The 17,750-nt window shown below is 50.7% G+C and carries 15 protein-coding genes and 2 tRNA genes; 4 read left to right on the forward strand and 13 right to left on the reverse strand.

Annotation, left to right across the window (positions count from 1 at the left end; translation table 11 throughout):
• Positions 1-92 precede the first annotated feature (92 nt).
• Together CKV66_RS10425 and CKV66_RS10430 are read right to left on the reverse strand one after the other, a co-directional pair.
• Positions 93-167, reverse strand: a tRNA-Glu gene (locus CKV66_RS10425).
• 14 nt (positions 168-181) lie between these two features.
• Positions 182-258: transfer RNA gene (locus CKV66_RS10430), tRNA-Arg, on the reverse strand.
• A gap of 101 nt (positions 259-359) precedes the next feature.
• On the opposite strand from CKV66_RS10430, the gene CKV66_RS10435 reads away from it, so the two are divergent.
• The 4 genes from CKV66_RS10435 (at position 360) to CKV66_RS10450 (ending at position 4,454) form a co-directional block, all read left to right on the forward strand.
• Positions 360-1,760: a 3'-5' exonuclease gene (locus tag CKV66_RS10435; protein WP_085362795.1), complete on the forward strand. Its 1,401-nt coding sequence runs from the start codon at positions 360-362 to the stop codon at positions 1,758-1,760.
• 142 nt (positions 1,761-1,902) lie between these two features.
• Positions 1,903-2,697, forward strand: a complete 795-nt coding sequence (locus tag CKV66_RS10440) for a Cof-type HAD-IIB family hydrolase (protein WP_085362794.1) — start codon at positions 1,903-1,905, stop codon at positions 2,695-2,697.
• A gap of 245 nt (positions 2,698-2,942) precedes the next feature.
• The gene (gene adhP, locus CKV66_RS10445; RefSeq protein ID WP_004282692.1) at positions 2,943-3,986 is read left to right on the forward strand and encodes an alcohol dehydrogenase AdhP; all 1,044 of its coding nucleotides are present in this window, start codon (positions 2,943-2,945) and stop codon (positions 3,984-3,986) included.
• Positions 3,987-4,130: 144 nt separating this feature from the next.
• The gene (locus CKV66_RS10450) at positions 4,131-4,454 is read left to right on the forward strand and encodes a cupin domain-containing protein (protein ID WP_085362793.1); all 324 of its coding nucleotides are present in this window, start codon (positions 4,131-4,133) and stop codon (positions 4,452-4,454) included.
• A gap of 82 nt (positions 4,455-4,536) precedes the next feature.
• On the opposite strand, the gene acnD is transcribed toward CKV66_RS10450, so the two are convergent.
• The 11 genes from acnD to ilvB all read right to left on the reverse strand — a co-directional run bounded on the left by acnD (position 4,537) and on the right by ilvB (position 17,455).
• Positions 4,537-7,143, reverse strand: coding sequence for a Fe/S-dependent 2-methylisocitrate dehydratase AcnD (acnD, locus tag CKV66_RS10455; RefSeq protein WP_085362792.1), 2,607 nt, complete (start codon positions 7,141-7,143; stop codon positions 4,537-4,539).
• 146 nt (positions 7,144-7,289) lie between these two features.
• A complete protein-coding gene (locus CKV66_RS10460) occupies positions 7,290-8,171 on the reverse strand; it encodes an EamA family transporter (RefSeq protein WP_085362791.1) in 882 nt (293 codons plus the stop codon).
• Between the two features lie 137 nt (positions 8,172-8,308).
• Complete coding sequence (locus CKV66_RS10465; RefSeq protein ID WP_085362790.1) at positions 8,309-8,917, reverse strand: RICIN domain-containing protein; 609 nt, start codon at positions 8,915-8,917, stop codon at positions 8,309-8,311.
• A gap of 141 nt (positions 8,918-9,058) precedes the next feature.
• Positions 9,059-10,213 carry a bifunctional 2-methylcitrate synthase/citrate synthase gene (gene prpC, locus CKV66_RS10470; protein ID WP_085362789.1) on the reverse strand — a complete coding sequence of 385 codons (1,155 nt, stop codon included), beginning with the start codon at positions 10,211-10,213 and terminating at the stop codon, positions 9,059-9,061.
• Positions 10,214-10,340: 127 nt separating this feature from the next.
• Positions 10,341-10,937 carry a DJ-1/PfpI family protein gene (locus tag CKV66_RS10475; RefSeq protein ID WP_085362788.1) on the reverse strand — a complete coding sequence of 199 codons (597 nt, stop codon included), beginning with the start codon at positions 10,935-10,937 and terminating at the stop codon, positions 10,341-10,343.
• Positions 10,938-11,006: 69 nt separating this feature from the next.
• Positions 11,007-11,888, reverse strand: coding sequence for a methylisocitrate lyase (gene prpB / locus CKV66_RS10480; RefSeq protein ID WP_085362787.1), 882 nt, complete (start codon positions 11,886-11,888; stop codon positions 11,007-11,009).
• A gap of 510 nt (positions 11,889-12,398) precedes the next feature.
• Entirely contained in the window at positions 12,399-12,860 is a 462-nt protein-coding gene (locus tag CKV66_RS10485; RefSeq protein WP_408633864.1) for a cysteine hydrolase family protein, read from the reverse strand.
• A gap of 886 nt (positions 12,861-13,746) precedes the next feature.
• A complete protein-coding gene (ilvC, locus tag CKV66_RS10490) occupies positions 13,747-14,760 on the reverse strand; it encodes a ketol-acid reductoisomerase (RefSeq protein WP_085362785.1) in 1,014 nt (337 codons plus the stop codon).
• A 47-nt stretch (positions 14,761-14,807) separates the two neighbouring features.
• Positions 14,808-15,113: a putative quinol monooxygenase gene (locus CKV66_RS10495; RefSeq protein WP_085362784.1), complete on the reverse strand. Its 306-nt coding sequence runs from the start codon at positions 15,111-15,113 to the stop codon at positions 14,808-14,810.
• A gap of 72 nt (positions 15,114-15,185) precedes the next feature.
• Positions 15,186-15,677, reverse strand: a complete 492-nt coding sequence (ilvN, locus tag CKV66_RS10500; RefSeq protein ID WP_085362783.1) for an acetolactate synthase small subunit — start codon at positions 15,675-15,677, stop codon at positions 15,186-15,188.
• Entirely contained in the window at positions 15,677-17,455 is a 1,779-nt protein-coding gene (gene ilvB, locus CKV66_RS10505; RefSeq protein WP_085362906.1) for a biosynthetic-type acetolactate synthase large subunit, read from the reverse strand. The genes ilvN and ilvB overlap by 1 nt, the downstream gene beginning before the upstream one ends.
• Between the last annotated feature and the right edge of the window lie 295 nt (positions 17,456-17,750).

Below are 17,750 nucleotides of genomic sequence, written 5' to 3' on the forward strand. Positions count from 1 at the left end.
CCACTAAAATTTAGCGGGACAACAGCATCACAAAGATCTAACAATAAAACAAATATGGCTCTTGCCAAAATTAGCAAGAGCCATATCAAGTCTGGCACGCCCACGGGGAATCGAACCCCGGTTACCGCCGTGAAAGGGCGATGTCCTAACCGCTAGACGATGGGCGCGGAAAAGTGTTTTCTGGCGCACCCGGAGCGATTCGAACGCCCGACCCTCTGGTTCGTAGCCAGATACTCTATCCAACTGAGCTACGGGTGCGAGAAAGATTTGAATTATATTTAGGCCGGCATTTACTGTCAAGCATTTTGAAACAAAAAAGTGTAGAATATTGCTTTATTTTTGAATTTACTCGAAAAGTAATGATGGATCTGGCTTCACGCTGGCCGCAATTGGCGGCATATTTTTCCGACTTTAAGATACCCGTGGCTATTGTTGACCTTGAATCCACGGGCGGGAATTTATATGCAGACCGTGTTACTGAAATTGCCGTGCTGCGTTTTGAAAACGGAACGATTCAGCGGTATGAATGGCTGGTGAACCCCAAGCAGTCGATTTCCCAATTTATCACCGCGCTTACCGGCATTGATAACGCTATGGTTGCCGATGCGCCTGCTTTTGCCGATTTATCCGATACATTATTGCCTTTGTTGCGTGGCACTTTATTAATCGCCCACAACAGCCGCTTTGATTACACTTTCCTCCGCCACGAGTTCCAAAGAATCGGTGTGAGTTTTGCCGCGCCAACTTTGTGCACCGTGCAACTTTCCCGCCGTCTCTACCCTCAATTTCACAAACACAACCTCGACAGCATTATTCAGCGATTCGATATTGATGCGGCACAACGGCATCGGGCGATGACCGACGTTATGGCGTTAGCTGATTTTTTGGAAAAAAGTCTGGCAGAAAAAGGAACGGAAGAATGGGAGCGCCATTTCCACTCCCTTATCCAACCCAAAATATTGCCTGCATGGCTCCCCGCCGCGCTTTCCCAACAAATTTACGCTCTGCCGGACAGCTATGGCGTTTCGATATGGCGCGACAAAAAAGGCAACGCTACAAGCATGCATGTGCATGAAAAAGCTTTTTCCGAAATCGCCGCTTCTTTGCAAAACCAAGAAAGCGTGCCGTTCATACGCGAAATCAGCGATATACAATTCATCCCCGCTTTGGGCAAACTGCATGCGCTGTATCAAAAAGCGCAATTGGCAACAGAACATGCCTCGAGACCGTCTGAAAAAAGCAGCCATTATCTAACCGTGCAATTCACGACCGACGAATGCTCGCGCTTGCAAGCCAAGATTGTTTCTTTAAGCAACGGCTGCATGACTCATCCGCCTACCGGGCTGTTTCTTCACAAGAAATCCGCCAAACGGGCATTAACGGCGTGGGCAAACGAATACGGGCTTTGCCCCTCTTCACTCAATATTTTGCCGACCACTCACGCACACAATGTTCCCTGCCCTGTTCAGGAAATCGGCCGTTGCAGCGGACATTGCCATACTGAAAGCGGCATCGAAACCCAAAACCGCAAAATCCTTGAACACGCACCTTCTTTACCCGTAGCCGACTGGGGAAAAGCCCGAAAAGTGGAGGTTGTAGAATCAGACGTCCTTTCAGGCCGAGAAATTGTTTTGAACTGCGAAGGCGGCGCGTTGGAACTTCCTGACGGCCGCTGGTATTTCGACCATACCTTGCCCGCACTGCTCAAAGAAAAATTCAAATCAGGCAAAAACGCAGTTCACATCATAAAGGCCGTCTGAAAACGAACTCGTGAACTTTGCCAAAACCATTTAGCGAAGCCCACAAGTTCGTTTTCAGACGGCCTATAAGGCATCCCAAACCTTAAAAACCTAAGCATTCCCGTTTTAGCCGCTCCATTGACTATCCGGCCGAAAGATAACCATGAACAACCCCAAAATCATCTTTTTCGACATAGACGACACCTTATACCGCAAATATACCGACACCCTCAGACCTTCCGTACAACAAGCCGTGGCAGCTCTCAAACAACGCGGTATTCTTACCGCCATAGCCACAGGCCGCCCCTACGCCGCTATTCCTGCCAAAGTGCGTGCGCTTGCAGAAGATGCCGGCATGGATTTGCTGCTAACCATCAACGGCCAGTTTATCCGCTACCGCGGCGAAATCATCGACAAGTGCCCTTTGGATAACGCAGTTGTTGAAACTCTATGCAACTACTTAGACGGGCAAAACATCGCCTATGCTTTTGTATCCAACGACAATATCGCCGTATCCGCCCTCACCCCGCTGGTGGAAGAAACACTCAAACACATCTTTCCCGAACCGCTTGTCGATAAAGCATTTTTCCAAAAAAACGAAGTGTTTCAAATGCTGGCTTTTTATGATGCAACACGCGAACAGGAAATCGCCGATATCACTACCCGTTACGGCTATAAAACCGTGCGTTGGCACGAGCAGGCCGTCGATATTCTCAATGCCGAAGGCTCGAAAGCGCGCGGGATTGCCAAAGCCGTACAAAAATTAGGCATCGATATGCAAGACGTTATGGCATTCGGCGACGGTTTGAACGACATCGAAATGATGAAAGCCGTAGGATTCGGCGTTGCGATGGGCAACGGCCATCCCGATTTGAAAGCCGTTGCCGACTACATTTGCCCGACAGTAGAAGAAGACGGCATATACAAAGGCTTGAAAGCATTAGGCGTGATTGAATAAAGCTTACTCATTGTCTACTTACGTCAAAACACCCTTCAAACCGGCCAACCCAACACTCTCCATAATTGTTATAACATAACATTTTTATTTTAATTTCAATAACTTAAGAATGAAAATCATTTGACTTCCACTCAAAATCAGGCGCATACTTCTTTCATATGCTATCAATCAAGACGAGGCCGGTTTCACGTTTGACATCAAACCGGCGCGTCTTTCATCCGTCCACCCCAATCAGGAGAAGCATCATGAAAATGAAAGCAGCAGTGGTCACCCCCGACAGCAACGGTAACGTAGAAATTATCGAACGCGAAATCCGCCCTCTTGAAAACGGCGAAGCATTGGTAGAAGTAGAATATTGCGGCGTGTGCCATACCGACTTGCACGTTGCCGCCGGCGATTATGGCCAAAAACCCGGACGCGTACTCGGTCACGAAGGTATCGGCATCGTAACCGAAACCGCTCCCGGCGTAACCCGTCTCAAAAAAGGCGACCGCGTCAGCATCGCTTGGCTGTATAAAAGCTGCGGTTCGTGCGAATACTGCAATACCGGCCGCGAAACCCTTTGCCGCACCGTATTGAACGCCGGCTATACTGCCGACGGTGGCATGGCCACGCACTGTATCGTAGATGCCGATTATGCCGTTAAAGTACCCGACGGCTTAGACCCCGCCCAAGCCAGCAGCATTACCTGCGCAGGCGTAACCACTTATAAAGGCATCAAAGTTTCCGGCGTCCGCCCCGGACAATGGATTGCCGTTTACGGCGCCGGCGGTTTGGGCAATTTGGGTGTGCAATACGCCAAAAAAGTGTTCGGCGCACATGTGATCGCCATCGACATCAACGACGACAAACTGGCTTTGGCGAAAGAAGTGGGTGCAGACATCGTGATTAACGCCGCCAAAGAAGACGCAGCCAAAGTGATACAGGAAAAAGTCGGAGGCGCACATGCCGCAGTCGTTACCGCCGTTTCCCGTGCGGCCTTCAACTCTTCCGTAGACTGCGTGCGCGCTGGCGGGCGCGTCGTAGCCATCGGTTTGCCGCCCGAAACCATGGATTTATCCATCCCCCGCATCGTGTTGGACGGCATCGAAATCGTCGGCTCGCTGGTAGGCACGCGTAAAGACTTGGAAGAAGCATTCCAATTCGGCGCGGAAGGCATTGTCGTTCCTGTCGTACAAACCCGTACGCTCGACGAAACCAACGACATTTTCCAAGAAATGCGCGACGGTAAAATCCAAGGCCGTATGGTTATCGATATGAAGAAAAGCTGCGGCTGCACACATCACTAAACAAACGTTTCCCCCACATCTTTAACACACCATGCCTGCCTGAATCTATTTTCAAGCAGGCATGGTTTCTTTTCAGCAACTTGTCTTGCCAATCGAACGAAATCCCCACACAATCATCAGGCCGTCTGAAAACAGGAAGCCGCCATGAACAAGCACAATATCTTCCACCCGCTGCCCGAACGCACCGATATAGAAACCTTTGAAGACATCTTGCGCACGCCTAATATCCGCATCGAGCGCATCGTTTCACACGGACAATCCTCTCCCGAAGAAGGTTGGTACGACCAAGACGAAGCCGAATGGGTAATTTTATTGCAAGGCAACGCTGTGCTAGGTTTTGAAAACGGTAAAGAAATCAGCCTGCAAGCCGGGGATTATGTGCATATTCCGGCGTATTGTAAGCATAGGGTGATGATGACGGATCAAGAGAAAGCAACAGTTTGGTTGGCGGTGTTTTACTGTAATTGACGTATAAAAAATTCAGACGGCCTCGAATCCCTTCGAGGCCGTCTGAATTTTTCCAGCTTAAATATTCAAACTACTCAAATACTCAAGCCGCGTTACCTTCCAAGAAGTCTTGCGCGAAGCGTTGCAGCACGCCGCCGGCTTCGTAGATCAGCACTTCTTCGGCGGTGTCCAAACGGCAGGTTACGGGCACTTCAACCGTTTCGCCGTTTTTGCGGTGGATAACCAGCGTTAAGTCGCAGCGCGGTTCGCGTTTGCCGATAACGTCGTAGGTTTCGGTGCCGTCGAGTTCTAAGGTGTGGCGGTTAACGCCTTCTTTGAATTGCAACGGCAGCACGCCCATGCCGATGAGGTTGGTGCGGTGGATGCGCTCGAAACCTTCGGCCACAATGGCTTCCACGCCGGCGAGGCGCACGCCTTTGGCGGCCCAGTCGCGGCTGGAGCCTTGGCCGTAGTCGGCGCCGGCCACGATAATCAGCGGCTGTTTGCGGTTCATATAGGTTTCAATCGCTTCCCACATGCGCATCACTTGGCCTTCGGGCTCTACGCGGGCGAGCGAACCTTGTTTGGTGGTGCCGTCTTCGTTTTTCACCATTTCGTTGAAGAGTTTGGGGTTGGCGAAGGTGGCGCGTTGGGCGGTCAAGTGGTCGCCGCGGTGGGTGGCATAAGAGTTGAAGTCCTCTTCGGGCAGGCCCATTTTGGCGAGGTATTCGCCTGCCGCGCTGGTCGGCAGAATGGCGTTGGAGGGCGACAAATGGTCGGTGGTAATGTTGTCGGGCAGAATCGCCAGCGGGCGCATGCCTTTTAAGGTGCGCTCGCCTGCCAACGCGCCTTCCCAGTATGGCGGACGGCGGATGTAGGTGGACATGGGGCGCCAGTCGTACAGCGGGCTTTCGGCTTTTTCGGCGGCTCCGGTGTCGAACATGGGGATGTACACGTCGCGGAACTGCTGCGGTTTCACATATTCGGCTACGATGGCGTCGATTTCCTCGTCGGTCGGCCAAATGTCTTTCAGGCGGATTTCTTTGCCGTCTGAAACGCCCAATACGTCGTTTTCAATGTCGAAACGGATGCTGCCTGCAATCGCGTAGGCTACGACCAGCGGCGGCGAAGCTAGGAAGGCTTGTTTGGCGTAGGGGTGGATACGGCCGTCGAAGTTGCGGTTGCCCGACAATACGGCGGTGGCGTACAAATCGCGGTCGATGATTTCCTGCTGGATTTTCGGATCGAGCGCGCCGGACATGCCGTTACAGGTGGTGCAGGCAAAGGCCACGATGCCAAAGCCCAGCTTTTCCAGCTCGGGCAGCAAGCCTGATTCTTTCAGATAGATTTCCGCTACTTTGGAGCCGGGTGCGAACGACGATTTTACCCACGGTTTGCGGGTTAAACCCAATTCGTTGGCTTTGCGTGCCAGCAGGGCGGCGGCCACGACGTTGCGCGGGTTGGAGGTGTTGGTACACGACGTAATCGCCGCGATAATCACGGCACCGTCGGGCATCAGGCCGTCTGAAGGCTCTTCGTAGGGTGCGGCAATGCCTTTTTTGGCCAAATCGGCGGTGGCTACGCGGGCGTGCGGGTTGGACGGGCCGGCCATGTTGCGGGTAACGGTAGAGAGATCGAAGGTTAATACGCGCGGATATTCGGCTGTTTTGAGCGCATCCGCCCACAAGCCTGCGGTTTTGGCATAGTTTTCTACCAGTTTGACCTGTTCGTCGTCGCGGCCGGTCAGTTTCAAATAATCAATGGTTTGTTGGTCGATAGCGAACATGGCGGCGGTTGCGCCGTACTCGGGCGTCATGTTGGAAATGGTGGCGCGGTCGCCGATAGAAAGGCTTTCCGCCCCTTCGCCGAAAAATTCGACAAATGCGCCGACCACGCGCTCTTTACGCAAAAATTCGGTTAAGGCCAACACGATATCGGTGGCGGTGATGCCGGGTTGGCGTTTGCCGGTGAGTTTAACGCCTACAATATCGGGCAGGCGCATCATCGAAGCGCGGCCGAGCATCACGGTTTCGGCTTCCAAGCCGCCCACGCCTACGGAAATCACGCCCAGTGCGTCCACATGCGGCGTGTGGCTGTCGGTGCCGACGCAGGTATCGGGGAAGGCCACGCCGTCTTTTACCTGAATCACGGGCGACATTTTTTCCAAGTTGATTTGGTGCATGATGCCGTTGCCCGCGGGAATCACATCCACATTTTCAAAAGCGGTTTTCGTCCAGTTGATAAAGTGGAAGCGGTCTTCGTTGCGGCGGTCTTCGATGGCACGGTTTTTGGCAAACGCATCGGGATCATAGCCGCCGCATTCCACGGCAAGCGAGTGGTCGACAATCAGCTGGGTTTGCACCACGGGGTTGACTTTGGAAGGATCGCCGCCTTTTTCGGCAATCGCATCACGCAAACCGGCCAAATCCACCAGCGCGGTTTGCCCCAAAATATCGTGGCACACTACGCGCGCGGGGAACCACGGAAAGTCGATTTCCTGCTTGCGCTCAATCAGTTGACGCAACCAGCTTTGCAGCGTGGGCAAGTCGACATTATCGGCGCGGTTGACCAAGTTTTCGGCCAAAATGCGCGAGGTGTACGGCAGCGTATCGTAAGAGCCGGGTTGGATATCTTCACACGCCGCGCGGGCATCGTAGTATTCCAAATCGGAATCGGGTAGGGGTTTGCGGTAGATTTGGTTGGTTTTCATGGTTAAGTCCTTTTTCAATGTTTTTCTTTTAGTGTGTTTTTTCAGACGGCATCAGGCCGTCTGAAAGCCGATAATCATGATTGATAACCGATTGATTCGATATTGGTATGCCTGCCTGAAAGCTTTTTCAGACGACCATATATTATTTACATATCAGGCACTGCCCTGCGCCATTTGCTGCCGAAAATATGCAGCGTCAGGCCGGCCATCACCACAACAATGCCCAGCCAATGCCATGCTGCCAAGCGTTCATTTAAAACCAGATAGCCTGCCAGCAAAGCAATCACCGGCACCAATAAAGCAAACGGCGTTACCCTGCCGGCCGGATGCTTGGCCAGCAACGCGCCCCAGCCGGTATAGCCGACCAAGCTCGCCACATAAGCCAAAAACAGAATGCCGACAATGCCTTTCCAAGTCAGGTTGGACACATGTTGTGCCAAACCGTCGGCGCCGTACAGCATCAGCGAAGCCAGCGTAAATGCGCAAAATGCCGGAATGCCGCCCCATACAACCAGCGACAAAGCGTTCACAGAGCCGATACGTTTCACAATAATATTACCGCATGCCCAAGAAGCCGCCGCACCGAACACCGGCAGCATGGCCGTAATCGGCAAGTTGCCTTGATAATGGCCGATACCGATAAAAACCAGCCCGACCGCGGCGGTAAACATGCCCAGCAAATGATGCGCCAGCACCGGCTCGCGCAGCACGATTCCGGCAATCAACACGGTAAAAAACACCTGCACTTGCAGCATTAACGCCGCCAAGCCGGTAGGCAGCCCCCAATCCAAAGCGGTAAACATCAGGGCGAATTGGCCGAAGCTGATGGTTAAACCGTAGGCCGCCAACAAATGCCACGGCACGGGCGGGCGTTTGAGTAAAAATACTGCGGGAAACACCACGCAGAAAAAACGCAGCATACCCAATACCATCGGCGGTATTTCGTTGAGGGCAAACTTCATAAACAGGAAATTCACGCCCCATATACCAATCACCAGCAATATCAGCAGATAATCTTTCAGGTTCATGAACAACCTTTCTTAAGGCGTGTTATCAGCCGGCATTGCGGCGGCACGTTGAGGGTGCAAACCGCATCTGCTGCGACAACAATGCCCGCATATTGTGCCGGCGGTTCGGTTTGCCGTGCGGCGATACCGGCATGCGGCTAATGCGTTTTCGGCACGCTGAAACGCCATTTCGACAACGGCAGCGGTGCTTGTTCACACTTCTGCATAAACAAAGCGCGCCAACGGTGGGTGGCATCAAAGGTAAAGGCCGATTCGGTGCCCACGGTCAGGCACAAACCCGATCCGGCCAGCTCGATGCGGCCGTCTGAACGGTGTACGAAATGCTGCAAATGCTGCGATTCGAGAAACGGGCTGCGTTCGCCGCATAATCTCGGCATCACCGCCGCACCTGCCAGCACGGTATTGTTGATGCCGGCCACGGTTGCACATACGCCGTAAGCGGGAAAATGTATCTTGCCGTCTTTTTCCATTACCACGGCTTCGTCTTGATATAAGCCGGGTTTGCAGTTGTGTGCGGTCATCGGCATATCGAAGCGGATATGCTGCCCCGAACCCAAAATGTCCAAACAATAGCCGTCTTGCGGGCGGTCGAGATTGTCGGCCAGCCGTAAATGCCCGATTTGTCCGGGTGCGGCGGCAGGCTGGCCGGGCGCGGCATTTCCGGTTTCGGAGCAGGCGGCTAGGGCAATACAGGCCGTCACGCCGGCTAAAGTGTTCAAACAGTTGTTGAATTTAATCGTTTCCATGCGGTGTCGTACTCTTTCGTTTGTCAAGCAGTACCGGCATTATATTGGGTTTTTGGGGGAAAGTTTTTCAGACGGCCTTATGCCTGTCTGAACCATCAAAAAAGGTACGGTAGGCTTGCGCCGGCCGTACCTTGATTCGGTTTAGCGTTCTTCCATCGGCACGAAAGCCAAATCATCGGGGCCGGTGTAGTTCGCGCTCGGGCGGATGATTTTGCCGTCTTGGCGTTGCTCGAGCACATGGGCAGACCAGCCGGTGGTGCGCGAAATCACAAACAGCGGCGTGAACATGGCGGTGGGCACGCCCAGTTTTTGATAGGAAACGGCAGAGAACCAATCTAAGTTCGGGAACATTTTTTTCTCGTTCCACATCAGGGTTTCCAAACGCTCGGCAACGTCGAACAAACGCATATCGCCCGCTTCTTCGCTCAATTCGCGCGCCACTTCTTTAATCACGACGTTGCGCGGGTCGGACACGGTATAAACGGGGTGGCCGAAACCGATAACGATTTCTTTGCGGCCGATGCGCTCGCGGATGTCGGCTTCGGCTTCATCGGCATTGCGGTAGCGTTTTTGAATGTCGTAAGCCACTTCGTTGGCACCGCCGTGTTTCGGGCCTTTCAATGCGCCGATGGCACCTGTGATGCAGGAATAAATGTCGGAGCCTGTGCCGGCAATCACGCGCGAAGTGAAGGTGGACGCATTGAATTCATGCTCCGCATACAGAATCAGCGAAATGTGCATGGCTTTGATTTGCGACTTGGTGGGACGCTTGCCGTGCAGCATGTGCAGGAAATGACCGCCGATGCTGTCTTCTTTGCTTTCAACCTTAATGCGCTTGCCGTTGTGCGAGTATTGATACCAGTAAAGCAGCATGCTGCCGAGGCAGGCGATCAGTTTGTCGGCAATATCGCGTGCTTCGCTGGCCGGTTGGCTTTCGCGTTCGGGATGTACGCAGCCGAGCATAGAAACGCCGGTGCGCAAGACATCCATCGGGTGGGTGTGCGCGGGCAGGCTTTCCAGCACTTGAATCACGCGGATGGGCAAACCGCGCAGGGACTTGAGTTTTTTCTTATAGGCAGACAGCTCGAATTTGTTGGGCAGATGGCCGTGAATCAGCAGGTGTGCCACTTCTTCAAATTCGCAGTGTTTGGCCAAATCGAGAATGTCGTAGCCGCGGTAGCTCAAATCGTTGCCGCTGCGGCCTACGGTACATAAAGCGGTGTTGCCTGCGGGTACGCCTGAAAGGGCAACGGATTTTTTGGGTTTCGGGGCTGCCGGTGTTTTTTCGGTAGTCATTAGGGGTTCTCCTGTGTAGATTAAATGTTGTTTTCAGACGGCCTGTATGCACGCTCAAGCCTGCTGCCGTCTGAAAACAGGGCTTGCGTTTTTAAATAAATACTTGTTGCAAATGCCTGCCGCACAATCAGTAACCGTAGTGTGCCGCAAACAGGTCTACCTCCGGATTGCGCTGCCACACATATTCGGTATGCAGGGCGGTTTCTTCGGCAAGCGCGGTGCCGTAAGCATCGGCAATAAAGCCCAAAGTCATGTCCATGCCGGCCGACACGCCCGAAGAAGTATAAAACTTGCCGTCTTTCACCCAGCGGGCAACAGGCTGCCAATCCACTTCGGGCGATACGCTTTTCACCCACTCAAACGCCTTTTTATTGGAAGTGGCGCGAAGAGCATTTAAACACCCGGCAGCCGCCAGCAGCGCAGAGCCGGTACACACCGCCAAACAGGTTTGCGCCTGCGCCGCCCATGCTGCTAAAGCGGTTAGAAACGCTTTGTTTCCAACCAACTGCCGCGTTCCCTGCCCGCCCGGCACCAGTAGAAGGCTGCAAGGCTCAAGCTCAGAAAGCGGGCGGGTTTCAAGCCGAAAGCCCTGCCTGCTCTTTACCATACCGCCGCTAAAAGAAACATAATGCAGCCGCGCTTCGGGAATACGGTATAAAAACTCAACCGGCCCCATCAAATCGAGCGTTTCGTAATCTTCAAACAACAGGCAGTAAATATCCACGGCGAACCTTTCTGCCGGCAGGTGGTTTTGCTGCGGCGTTTTCAGACGGCCTGTTACCGCATTCAGGCTTTAACTGTTCGAGCTGAACAGCTTATCCAGCTTCTGCTCGAAATCGTGATAGTTGAGATATTCATAAAGCTCGGCACGGGTCTGCATGGTATCGACCACATTGGCCTGCGTACCGTCGCGCATAATCGCTTCGTACACATTCAGCGCGGCTTTGCTGGCGGCACGGAAAGTAGAAAGCGGATACAGCACCAGCTTCACGCCGTTTTCTGCCAGCTCTTTTTGCGTATAAAGCGGCGTGGCACCGAATTCGGTAATGTTGGCCAACACCGGCACTTTTACGGCTTCGGCAAACTTTTTATACATACCCAGTTCGGTCATCGCTTCGGGGAAAATCATATCGGCGCCGGCTTCTACGCACGCTTGGGCACGCTCAATCGCCGCATCCAAGCCTTCAACGGCCAAAGCATCGGTGCGCGCCATGATGACGAAGTTTTCGTCTACGCGGGCATCTACCGCCGCTTTGATGCGGTCTACCATTTCGCTTTGCGGCACAATGGCTTTGTTCGGGCGGTGTCCGCAGCGCTTCTGCGCCACTTGGTCTTCAATATGCACCGCCGCCACGCCCGCACGCTCGAAATTGCGGATGGTACGGGCAATGTTGAACGCCCCGCCCCAACCCACATCGATATCCACCAGCAAAGGCGTATCGACATTATCGGTAATGCGGCGCGCATCGATCAGCACGTCTTCCATGGTGGTAATGCCCAAGTCGGGGATGCCGCAAGAGCAGGCCGCCACGCCGCCACCGGAAAGATAAATCGCTTTGAAACCGCTGTGGGTAGCCAAACGGGCAAAATAAGCATTGATACAGCCGACTACGGCTAAGGGATTGGATTCTTGAACAGCCTGACGGAACCGCAGGCCGGCAGAGTGAATACTCATGTAATGCTCCTTTATTCATTTCATGTTTTTCTTGTGTCGTCGAATGTAGTAATTTTTAAAATTACTGTAAAACTGTAAATTTTGATGGAATCCATCAAGATTTTTGATGGATAAAACATAAGTCTTTGCTGTATATGGTTTACCTCCCCGCCAGTGACTTTCTACGGCTTTCGAGAATTTGATAATATATATTTGATCTATTTATCGCTTAATTAAATACTCTTTAAAATCAAAAAATTTTAAACTGATTATATGAAAATAAATATTTTCAATCCAGAAAAGGATACAAAAAGAGGCCATCTGAAATTTCAGACGGCCTTTGAAGTGCTCTTACAGATGGGAGTGTCTGCTAAGAGATTCTGAAGAAATAAATAGAGAAGCAAAACAGTTGGGGGCTTTTGCAAAACCACTCCCCAGCATTGCTGCCCGTGCATCATGATTCCGATGCAGTTCGTGCTTGTATGCGCGCAGTAGTTTGCAAAAACCTCGATATCCGACTTTATTTTTATTTTACGAAACTTTTTCCATCAATCGGCTAGGGCCTGCCTCAATCGCAGCAGCCAACTCGTTAGAAGAAGCAACTACCGTAATACCTGCTTGGCGCAAGGCATAAACAGCCTTCAAGGCACCTTCTGGCGTGTAACCGCTGCAAGCAGCGAGATTGACGATGATGTGCCAATTATCGTTATACCACCCCAAGTGGGCAGCCGTTTCCAGTACGGCTTGCTCCATCGCCAAACCGCCGATAATAATGGTGTGGGTATTTTGTGCATGCAGCCATTCGATCAAGCCTGTGCTGCGGGTTTCTTTCGTATCGTGGAAGCAGGCACTGGCAGATTCGTCGCCCTCCACTTCTACGGCATGATCATAATCCGCAGGATTAGGCAAACCTTTCAACAAATGGGCACCGCGGCAAGACTCGGCACGGATGGCAAATTGGCTTTCGCGGCTGAAAGTAAAAATGTTGTGCATTTTATTTTCTGCGCCGCCGCACAAACTGGCACACAAAGTTTTTTTATTATTTGAGACGTTTTCAACTAATAAGCGCTTTTGGGCAAAACGAGCCTGACGATTCAACTCCGGCACAATGTTTTCCGGCTGATGGACACATTGTTGATCATTTGCCGCAAAGCAAGAAAAACGGCATTGAGGTTGTAGATCAATAGCAATAATGGTCATGGTGTTTGCCCCTTAATGTGGTTCCGAAATAAAATAAACGGAACTTTTATTAGATAATTGGTATGTCTTGATGAGCGGTATATTATCAAGACAAACGTATTTTCTCTAGTTATTATTTTAAAACGTATAACCAATTTAATTAGTATATAACTATCAAAGAACAAAAAAATATACCGGATATTCGGTACTTAAAACGGAACGAGTAAAACAATATATTGATTTATATGAAATATTTAAAAAAGACAAATTATTGATATAAACAATTAACATATTAATCAACCTCATCTGTCACAAAGCACATTTTATCCCCACACCTTTCAACATCGACCTAGAATAAAAATTACAATTTAAAATCAATATGTAATAAAAAACACCCTGTTATTAAAATGATACAACCAGCAAAATTACGAATAGATGATCGGTATTTTCAAAACATACCCTTCTGAGGCCATCTGAAAAATACTGTTGCATCTTGCACATCCACTTAACTTCACACTATGGCTAATTGCCGCCATCTAAATTTGCCTGCTCTACCTAATAAAATAACCGAGACCTTAATCAATAATGGTCTCGGTTAGGTTAGAAGTCGGCTTTTACTACTTCACAAAAAATAGCTGCGCTCCCTGCGGCTAACCAGCAAAGTGATCAGAGCAAAAGGAACGCAGCATTTCACAGCAACTTAGTTTTTGTCTAAATCAACCAGTTTGTTTTTAGAAATCCACGGCATCATGCTGCGTAATTGCGCGCCGACTTTTTCGATTTGGTGGTCGACATTCAAACGGCGGCGGGCAGTCATGCTGGCGTAGTTTGTATTACCCTCTTGGATAAACATTTTCGCGTATTCGCCTGATTGAATACGGTACAAGGCTTTTTTCATGGCTTCTTTGGTTGCCGGAGTAATCACTTCAGGGCCGGTAACGTATTCGCCATATTCGGCATTGTTGGAAATTGAGTAGTTCATGTTGGCAATACCGCCTTCGTACATCAAATCCACAATCAGTTTCAATTCGTGCAGGCACTCGAAGTAAGCCATTTCGGGTGCGTAACCGGCTTCCACCAATGTTTCAAAACCGCATTTCACCAGCTCTACCGCACCGCCGCACAATACGGCTTGTTCACCGAACAAGTCGGTTTCGGTTTCTTCGCGGAAGTTGGTTTCAATCACACCGCCTTTGGTACCGCCGTTTGCAGCAGCATAAGACAAAGCGATATCGCGGGCTTTACCTGAATTGTCTTGGTAAACAGCAATCAGAGTCGGCACGCCGCCGCCTTTGAGGTATTCGCTGCGTACGGTGTGGCCGGGGCCTTTAGGCGCAACCATAATAACGTCAACGTTTTTGGCCGGTACGATTTGGTTGTAATGCACGTTAAAGCCGTGCGCAAATGCCAATACGGCACCGTCTTTCAGGTTGCTGTGGATTTCGGCATTGTAAACGGCAGGCGCGGTTTCATCAGGCAACAGAATCATTACCACATCGGCAGCTTTGGTGGCTTCGGCTACGGAGCGCACGTCGTGGCCGGCGGCTACGGCTTTGTTCCAAGAACCGCCTTGGCGCAAACCGATAACTACGTTTACGCCGGAATCTTTCAAGTTGGCCGCGTGGGCATGGCCTTGTGAGCCGTAACCGATGATGGCTACGGTTTTACCTTTGATCAATGACAGGTCTGCGTCTTTATCGTAAAAAACTTGCATGTTTTCTTTCCTTTGCGAATTAAATCAATCAATATCGGTTAAATGGGTTATTGTGCTGCGTTTTCGGAGAGGTCGCGCATGGTCACGATTTCCACACTTTCGGTTTTACCTTCAATGGCTTTTAAAAAGGCTTGAAAGTGCGGGGAAGCGGCATGCTCTTCAACTGCTGCCTGCGATTTCCAGATTTCAAAAAACACCACGCGGTCGGGATTTTCCAAATCTTGATGCAGATCGTAACGTTTATTGCCTGCTTCTTTGCGGCTGGCGAAGACTAATTGCAGGAACTCATCAACAAGCTCTTGGCGGTATTCGGGTTTTACAACAATCGTCGCAACAATTTTTACGTTTTGCATAGCATCATCTCCACATCCGTATTTTCAGACGGCCTTAATACAAAAACTAAGCAGGCCGTCTGAAAAAAGTGTTCAGATTCTTAATATACGTTCGCCACGACCGATGCCGGCAGCACCGGTGCGTACGGTTTCGAGAATCTGGGTACGGCCTACGGTTTCCAAGAACGAATCCAATTTATCGCTGGAGCCGGTAATTTCAACGGTGTAGGTTTTATCGGTTACATCCACTACACTGCCGCGGTAAATTTCGGTAAGACGTAAAAACTCGTCACGGTCTTTTCCGACGGCACGCAGTTTCACGAGCATTAACTCCCGCTCGACAAAACGGCTTTCGTTCAAGTCCACCACTTTGATCACTTCAACCAACTTGTTGAGCTGCTTGGTAATCTGCTCCACCACGGTATCGTCGCCATGAGTAACAATGGTCATGCGGGAGAGTGTTTTGTCTTCGGTAGCGGCAACCGCCAAAGAATCGATATTGTAATCACGAGCCGAGAACAAGCCTACCACGCGGCTCATCGCGCCTGATTCGTTTTCCATCAGGATAGATAATATGTGTCGCATTATGGCACGCTCCTTGTGTCGTAATCACGGTCTTTAACGTCGTTAACGTCGGAATCCATCGGTGTTTCGCGCATGTGCGGCGGCAATACCATTTCATCCAAGCCTTTGCCGTTGCCGACCATCGGGAATACGTTTTGTTTTTTGTCGGTAATGAAATCCAAAAATACCAGGCGGTCTTTTTGTTTGATGGCTTCCAGCAATGCGCCTTCCACATCCGACTTTTTATCGACACGAATACCGACATGACCGTAAGCCTCTGCCAGCTTCACAAAATCAGGCAACGAGTCGAAGTAAGTTTCCGATTCGCGGTTACTGTAATACAGTTCCTGCCATTGGCGTACCATACCCAAATAACCGTTATTTAAGGTTACGATATTAATAGGAATACGGTATTGGAAACAGGTGGAAAGCTCTTGGATATTCATTTGAATAGAGCCTTCGCCGGTAATACAAAACACTTCTTGGTCAGGTGCGGCAAGTTTTGCACCCATTGCGTAAGGCAAACCTACGCCCATCGTACCGAGGCCGCCTGAATTCAACCACTGGCGCGGTCGTTCAAACGGATAATATTGTGCGGCAAACATTTGATGCTGCCCTACATCTGAGGTGATGATGGCTGAGTTTTGCGTGACTTCGGCCAGTTTTTTCACCACATATTGAGGTTTGATGATCTCGCCTTCGTAGTCCACCCACAAGCAATCACGGCTGCGCCATGCTTCGATGCTGTGCCACCATTTTTCCAATGCGGCCGGTGTAATAATCAGCTCCTGCTTTTTCCAAAGGCAGGCCATTTCCGACAATACATTTTTCACATCGCCCACAATCGGCACATCAACCTTCACGCGCTTGGCAATGCTAGACGGGTCGATATCGATGTGGATGATTTTTTTGGGTTTTTCCAAAAATTTAGACGGCACGGAAACGACACGGTCGTCAAAGCGCGCACCTACGGCCAACACCACATCGGCATTCTGCATCGCCAGATTGGCCTCATAAGTACCGTGCATGCCCAACATGCCCAAATACTGGCGGTCGCTGGAAGGGAATGCACCCAAACCCATAAGCGTACCGGTACAAGGCACCCCGGTTAAACGCACAAAATCAATCAATTCCTGATGCGCGTTACCCAACACTACACCGCCGCCGAAATACACGAGCGGGCGTTTTGCCGAAGCCAGCATTTGCACGGCTTTTTTGATTTGGCCGGTATGCCCTTGGGTAACCGGCTGATAAGACCTGATAAAAATGTCTTCTTGCGGATAGCTGAATTTCGCCATCGCCTGCGTAACATCTTTAGGGATATCCACCACCACCGGGCCGGGGCGGCCGGTTGAGGCAATCTGAAAAGCTTTTTTAATGGTGGTTGCCAACTCATTAATATCGGTAACCAAGAAATTGTGTTTCACACACGGGCGGGTAATGCCCACTGTATCCACTTCTTGGAAAGCATCCGAACCGATTGCAGGCGTACCTACCTGTCCGGTGATAACGACAATCGGAATCGAATCGGAATACGCCGTGGCGATACCGGTAAGGGCATTGGTGGCACCCGGGCCGGATGTAACCAAAGCCACGCCGACTTTGCCGCTGGTACGCGAATACGCGTCTGCGGCGTGTACGGCGGCCTGCTCGTGCCGCACCAGAATATGTTTGAATTTATTGAGTTGGAAAAGCGCGTCGTAGATTTCGAGAACCGCGCCGCCGGGATAACCGAAAACGTATTCCACGCCCTCGGCTTTAAGACTCTGCACGAGTATTTGTGCACCTGATAATTGCATGTCTGCCTCTATTTTCTGCGTGTAAACCAATAGGAGCAACCGGCTTCGCCACAGCACCTGTAATGCATTTTCTGCAAGCAGCGGTTTAGGGTACGCGCACAGCAGAAAAACGGCGACAACCAAGCTGCCCAATCAATTGAATCAGACGCTTGAGCGTTCATCAAAATAAAAAAGAATTTGAACGATACCCCAAACTCCCCAATCCAAGCAAGACAAAAACTTTCATTTGCCCGCACAAAATTTTCATAAAGCCTTTACTATTTGATTTTCATCAAGATAAATTAAAACAACATCC

The organism is Neisseria zoodegmatis, from assembly GCF_900187305.1.
Lineage (GTDB): Bacteria > Pseudomonadota > Gammaproteobacteria > Burkholderiales > Neisseriaceae > Neisseria > Neisseria zoodegmatis.

Bases quoted from the DNA above. Each gene is read 5' to 3' on its own strand.
- CKV66_RS10435 (WP_085362795.1), top strand. From the start codon at position 360: ATGATGGATCTGGCTTCACGCTGGCCGCAATTGGCGGCATATTTTTCC.
- CKV66_RS10460 (WP_085362791.1), bottom strand. From the start codon at position 8,171: ATGAACCTGAAAGATTATCTGCTGATATTGCTGGTGATTGGTATATGG.
- acnD (WP_085362792.1), bottom strand. From the start codon at position 7,143: ATGAAAACCAACCAAATCTACCGCAAACCCCTACCCGATTCCGATTTG.
- CKV66_RS10485 (WP_408633864.1), bottom strand. From the start codon at position 12,860: ATGCACAACATTTTTACTTTCAGCCGCGAAAGCCAATTTGCCATCCGT.
- prpB (WP_085362787.1), bottom strand. From the start codon at position 11,888: ATGAGTATTCACTCTGCCGGCCTGCGGTTCCGTCAGGCTGTTCAAGAA.
- CKV66_RS10440 (WP_085362794.1), top strand. From the start codon at position 1,903: ATGAACAACCCCAAAATCATCTTTTTCGACATAGACGACACCTTATAC.
- prpC (WP_085362789.1), bottom strand. From the start codon at position 10,213: ATGACTACCGAAAAAACACCGGCAGCCCCGAAACCCAAAAAATCCGTT.
- adhP (WP_004282692.1), top strand. From the start codon at position 2,943: ATGAAAATGAAAGCAGCAGTGGTCACCCCCGACAGCAACGGTAACGTA.
- CKV66_RS10465 (WP_085362790.1), bottom strand. From the start codon at position 8,917: ATGGAAACGATTAAATTCAACAACTGTTTGAACACTTTAGCCGGCGTG.
- ilvN (WP_085362783.1), bottom strand. From the start codon at position 15,677: ATGCGACACATATTATCTATCCTGATGGAAAACGAATCAGGCGCGATG.
- CKV66_RS10495 (WP_085362784.1), bottom strand. From the start codon at position 15,113: ATGCAAAACGTAAAAATTGTTGCGACGATTGTTGTAAAACCCGAATAC.
- ilvC (WP_085362785.1), bottom strand. From the start codon at position 14,760: ATGCAAGTTTTTTACGATAAAGACGCAGACCTGTCATTGATCAAAGGT.
- CKV66_RS10450 (WP_085362793.1), top strand. From the start codon at position 4,131: ATGAACAAGCACAATATCTTCCACCCGCTGCCCGAACGCACCGATATA.
- ilvB (WP_085362906.1), bottom strand. From the start codon at position 17,455: ATGCAATTATCAGGTGCACAAATACTCGTGCAGAGTCTTAAAGCCGAG.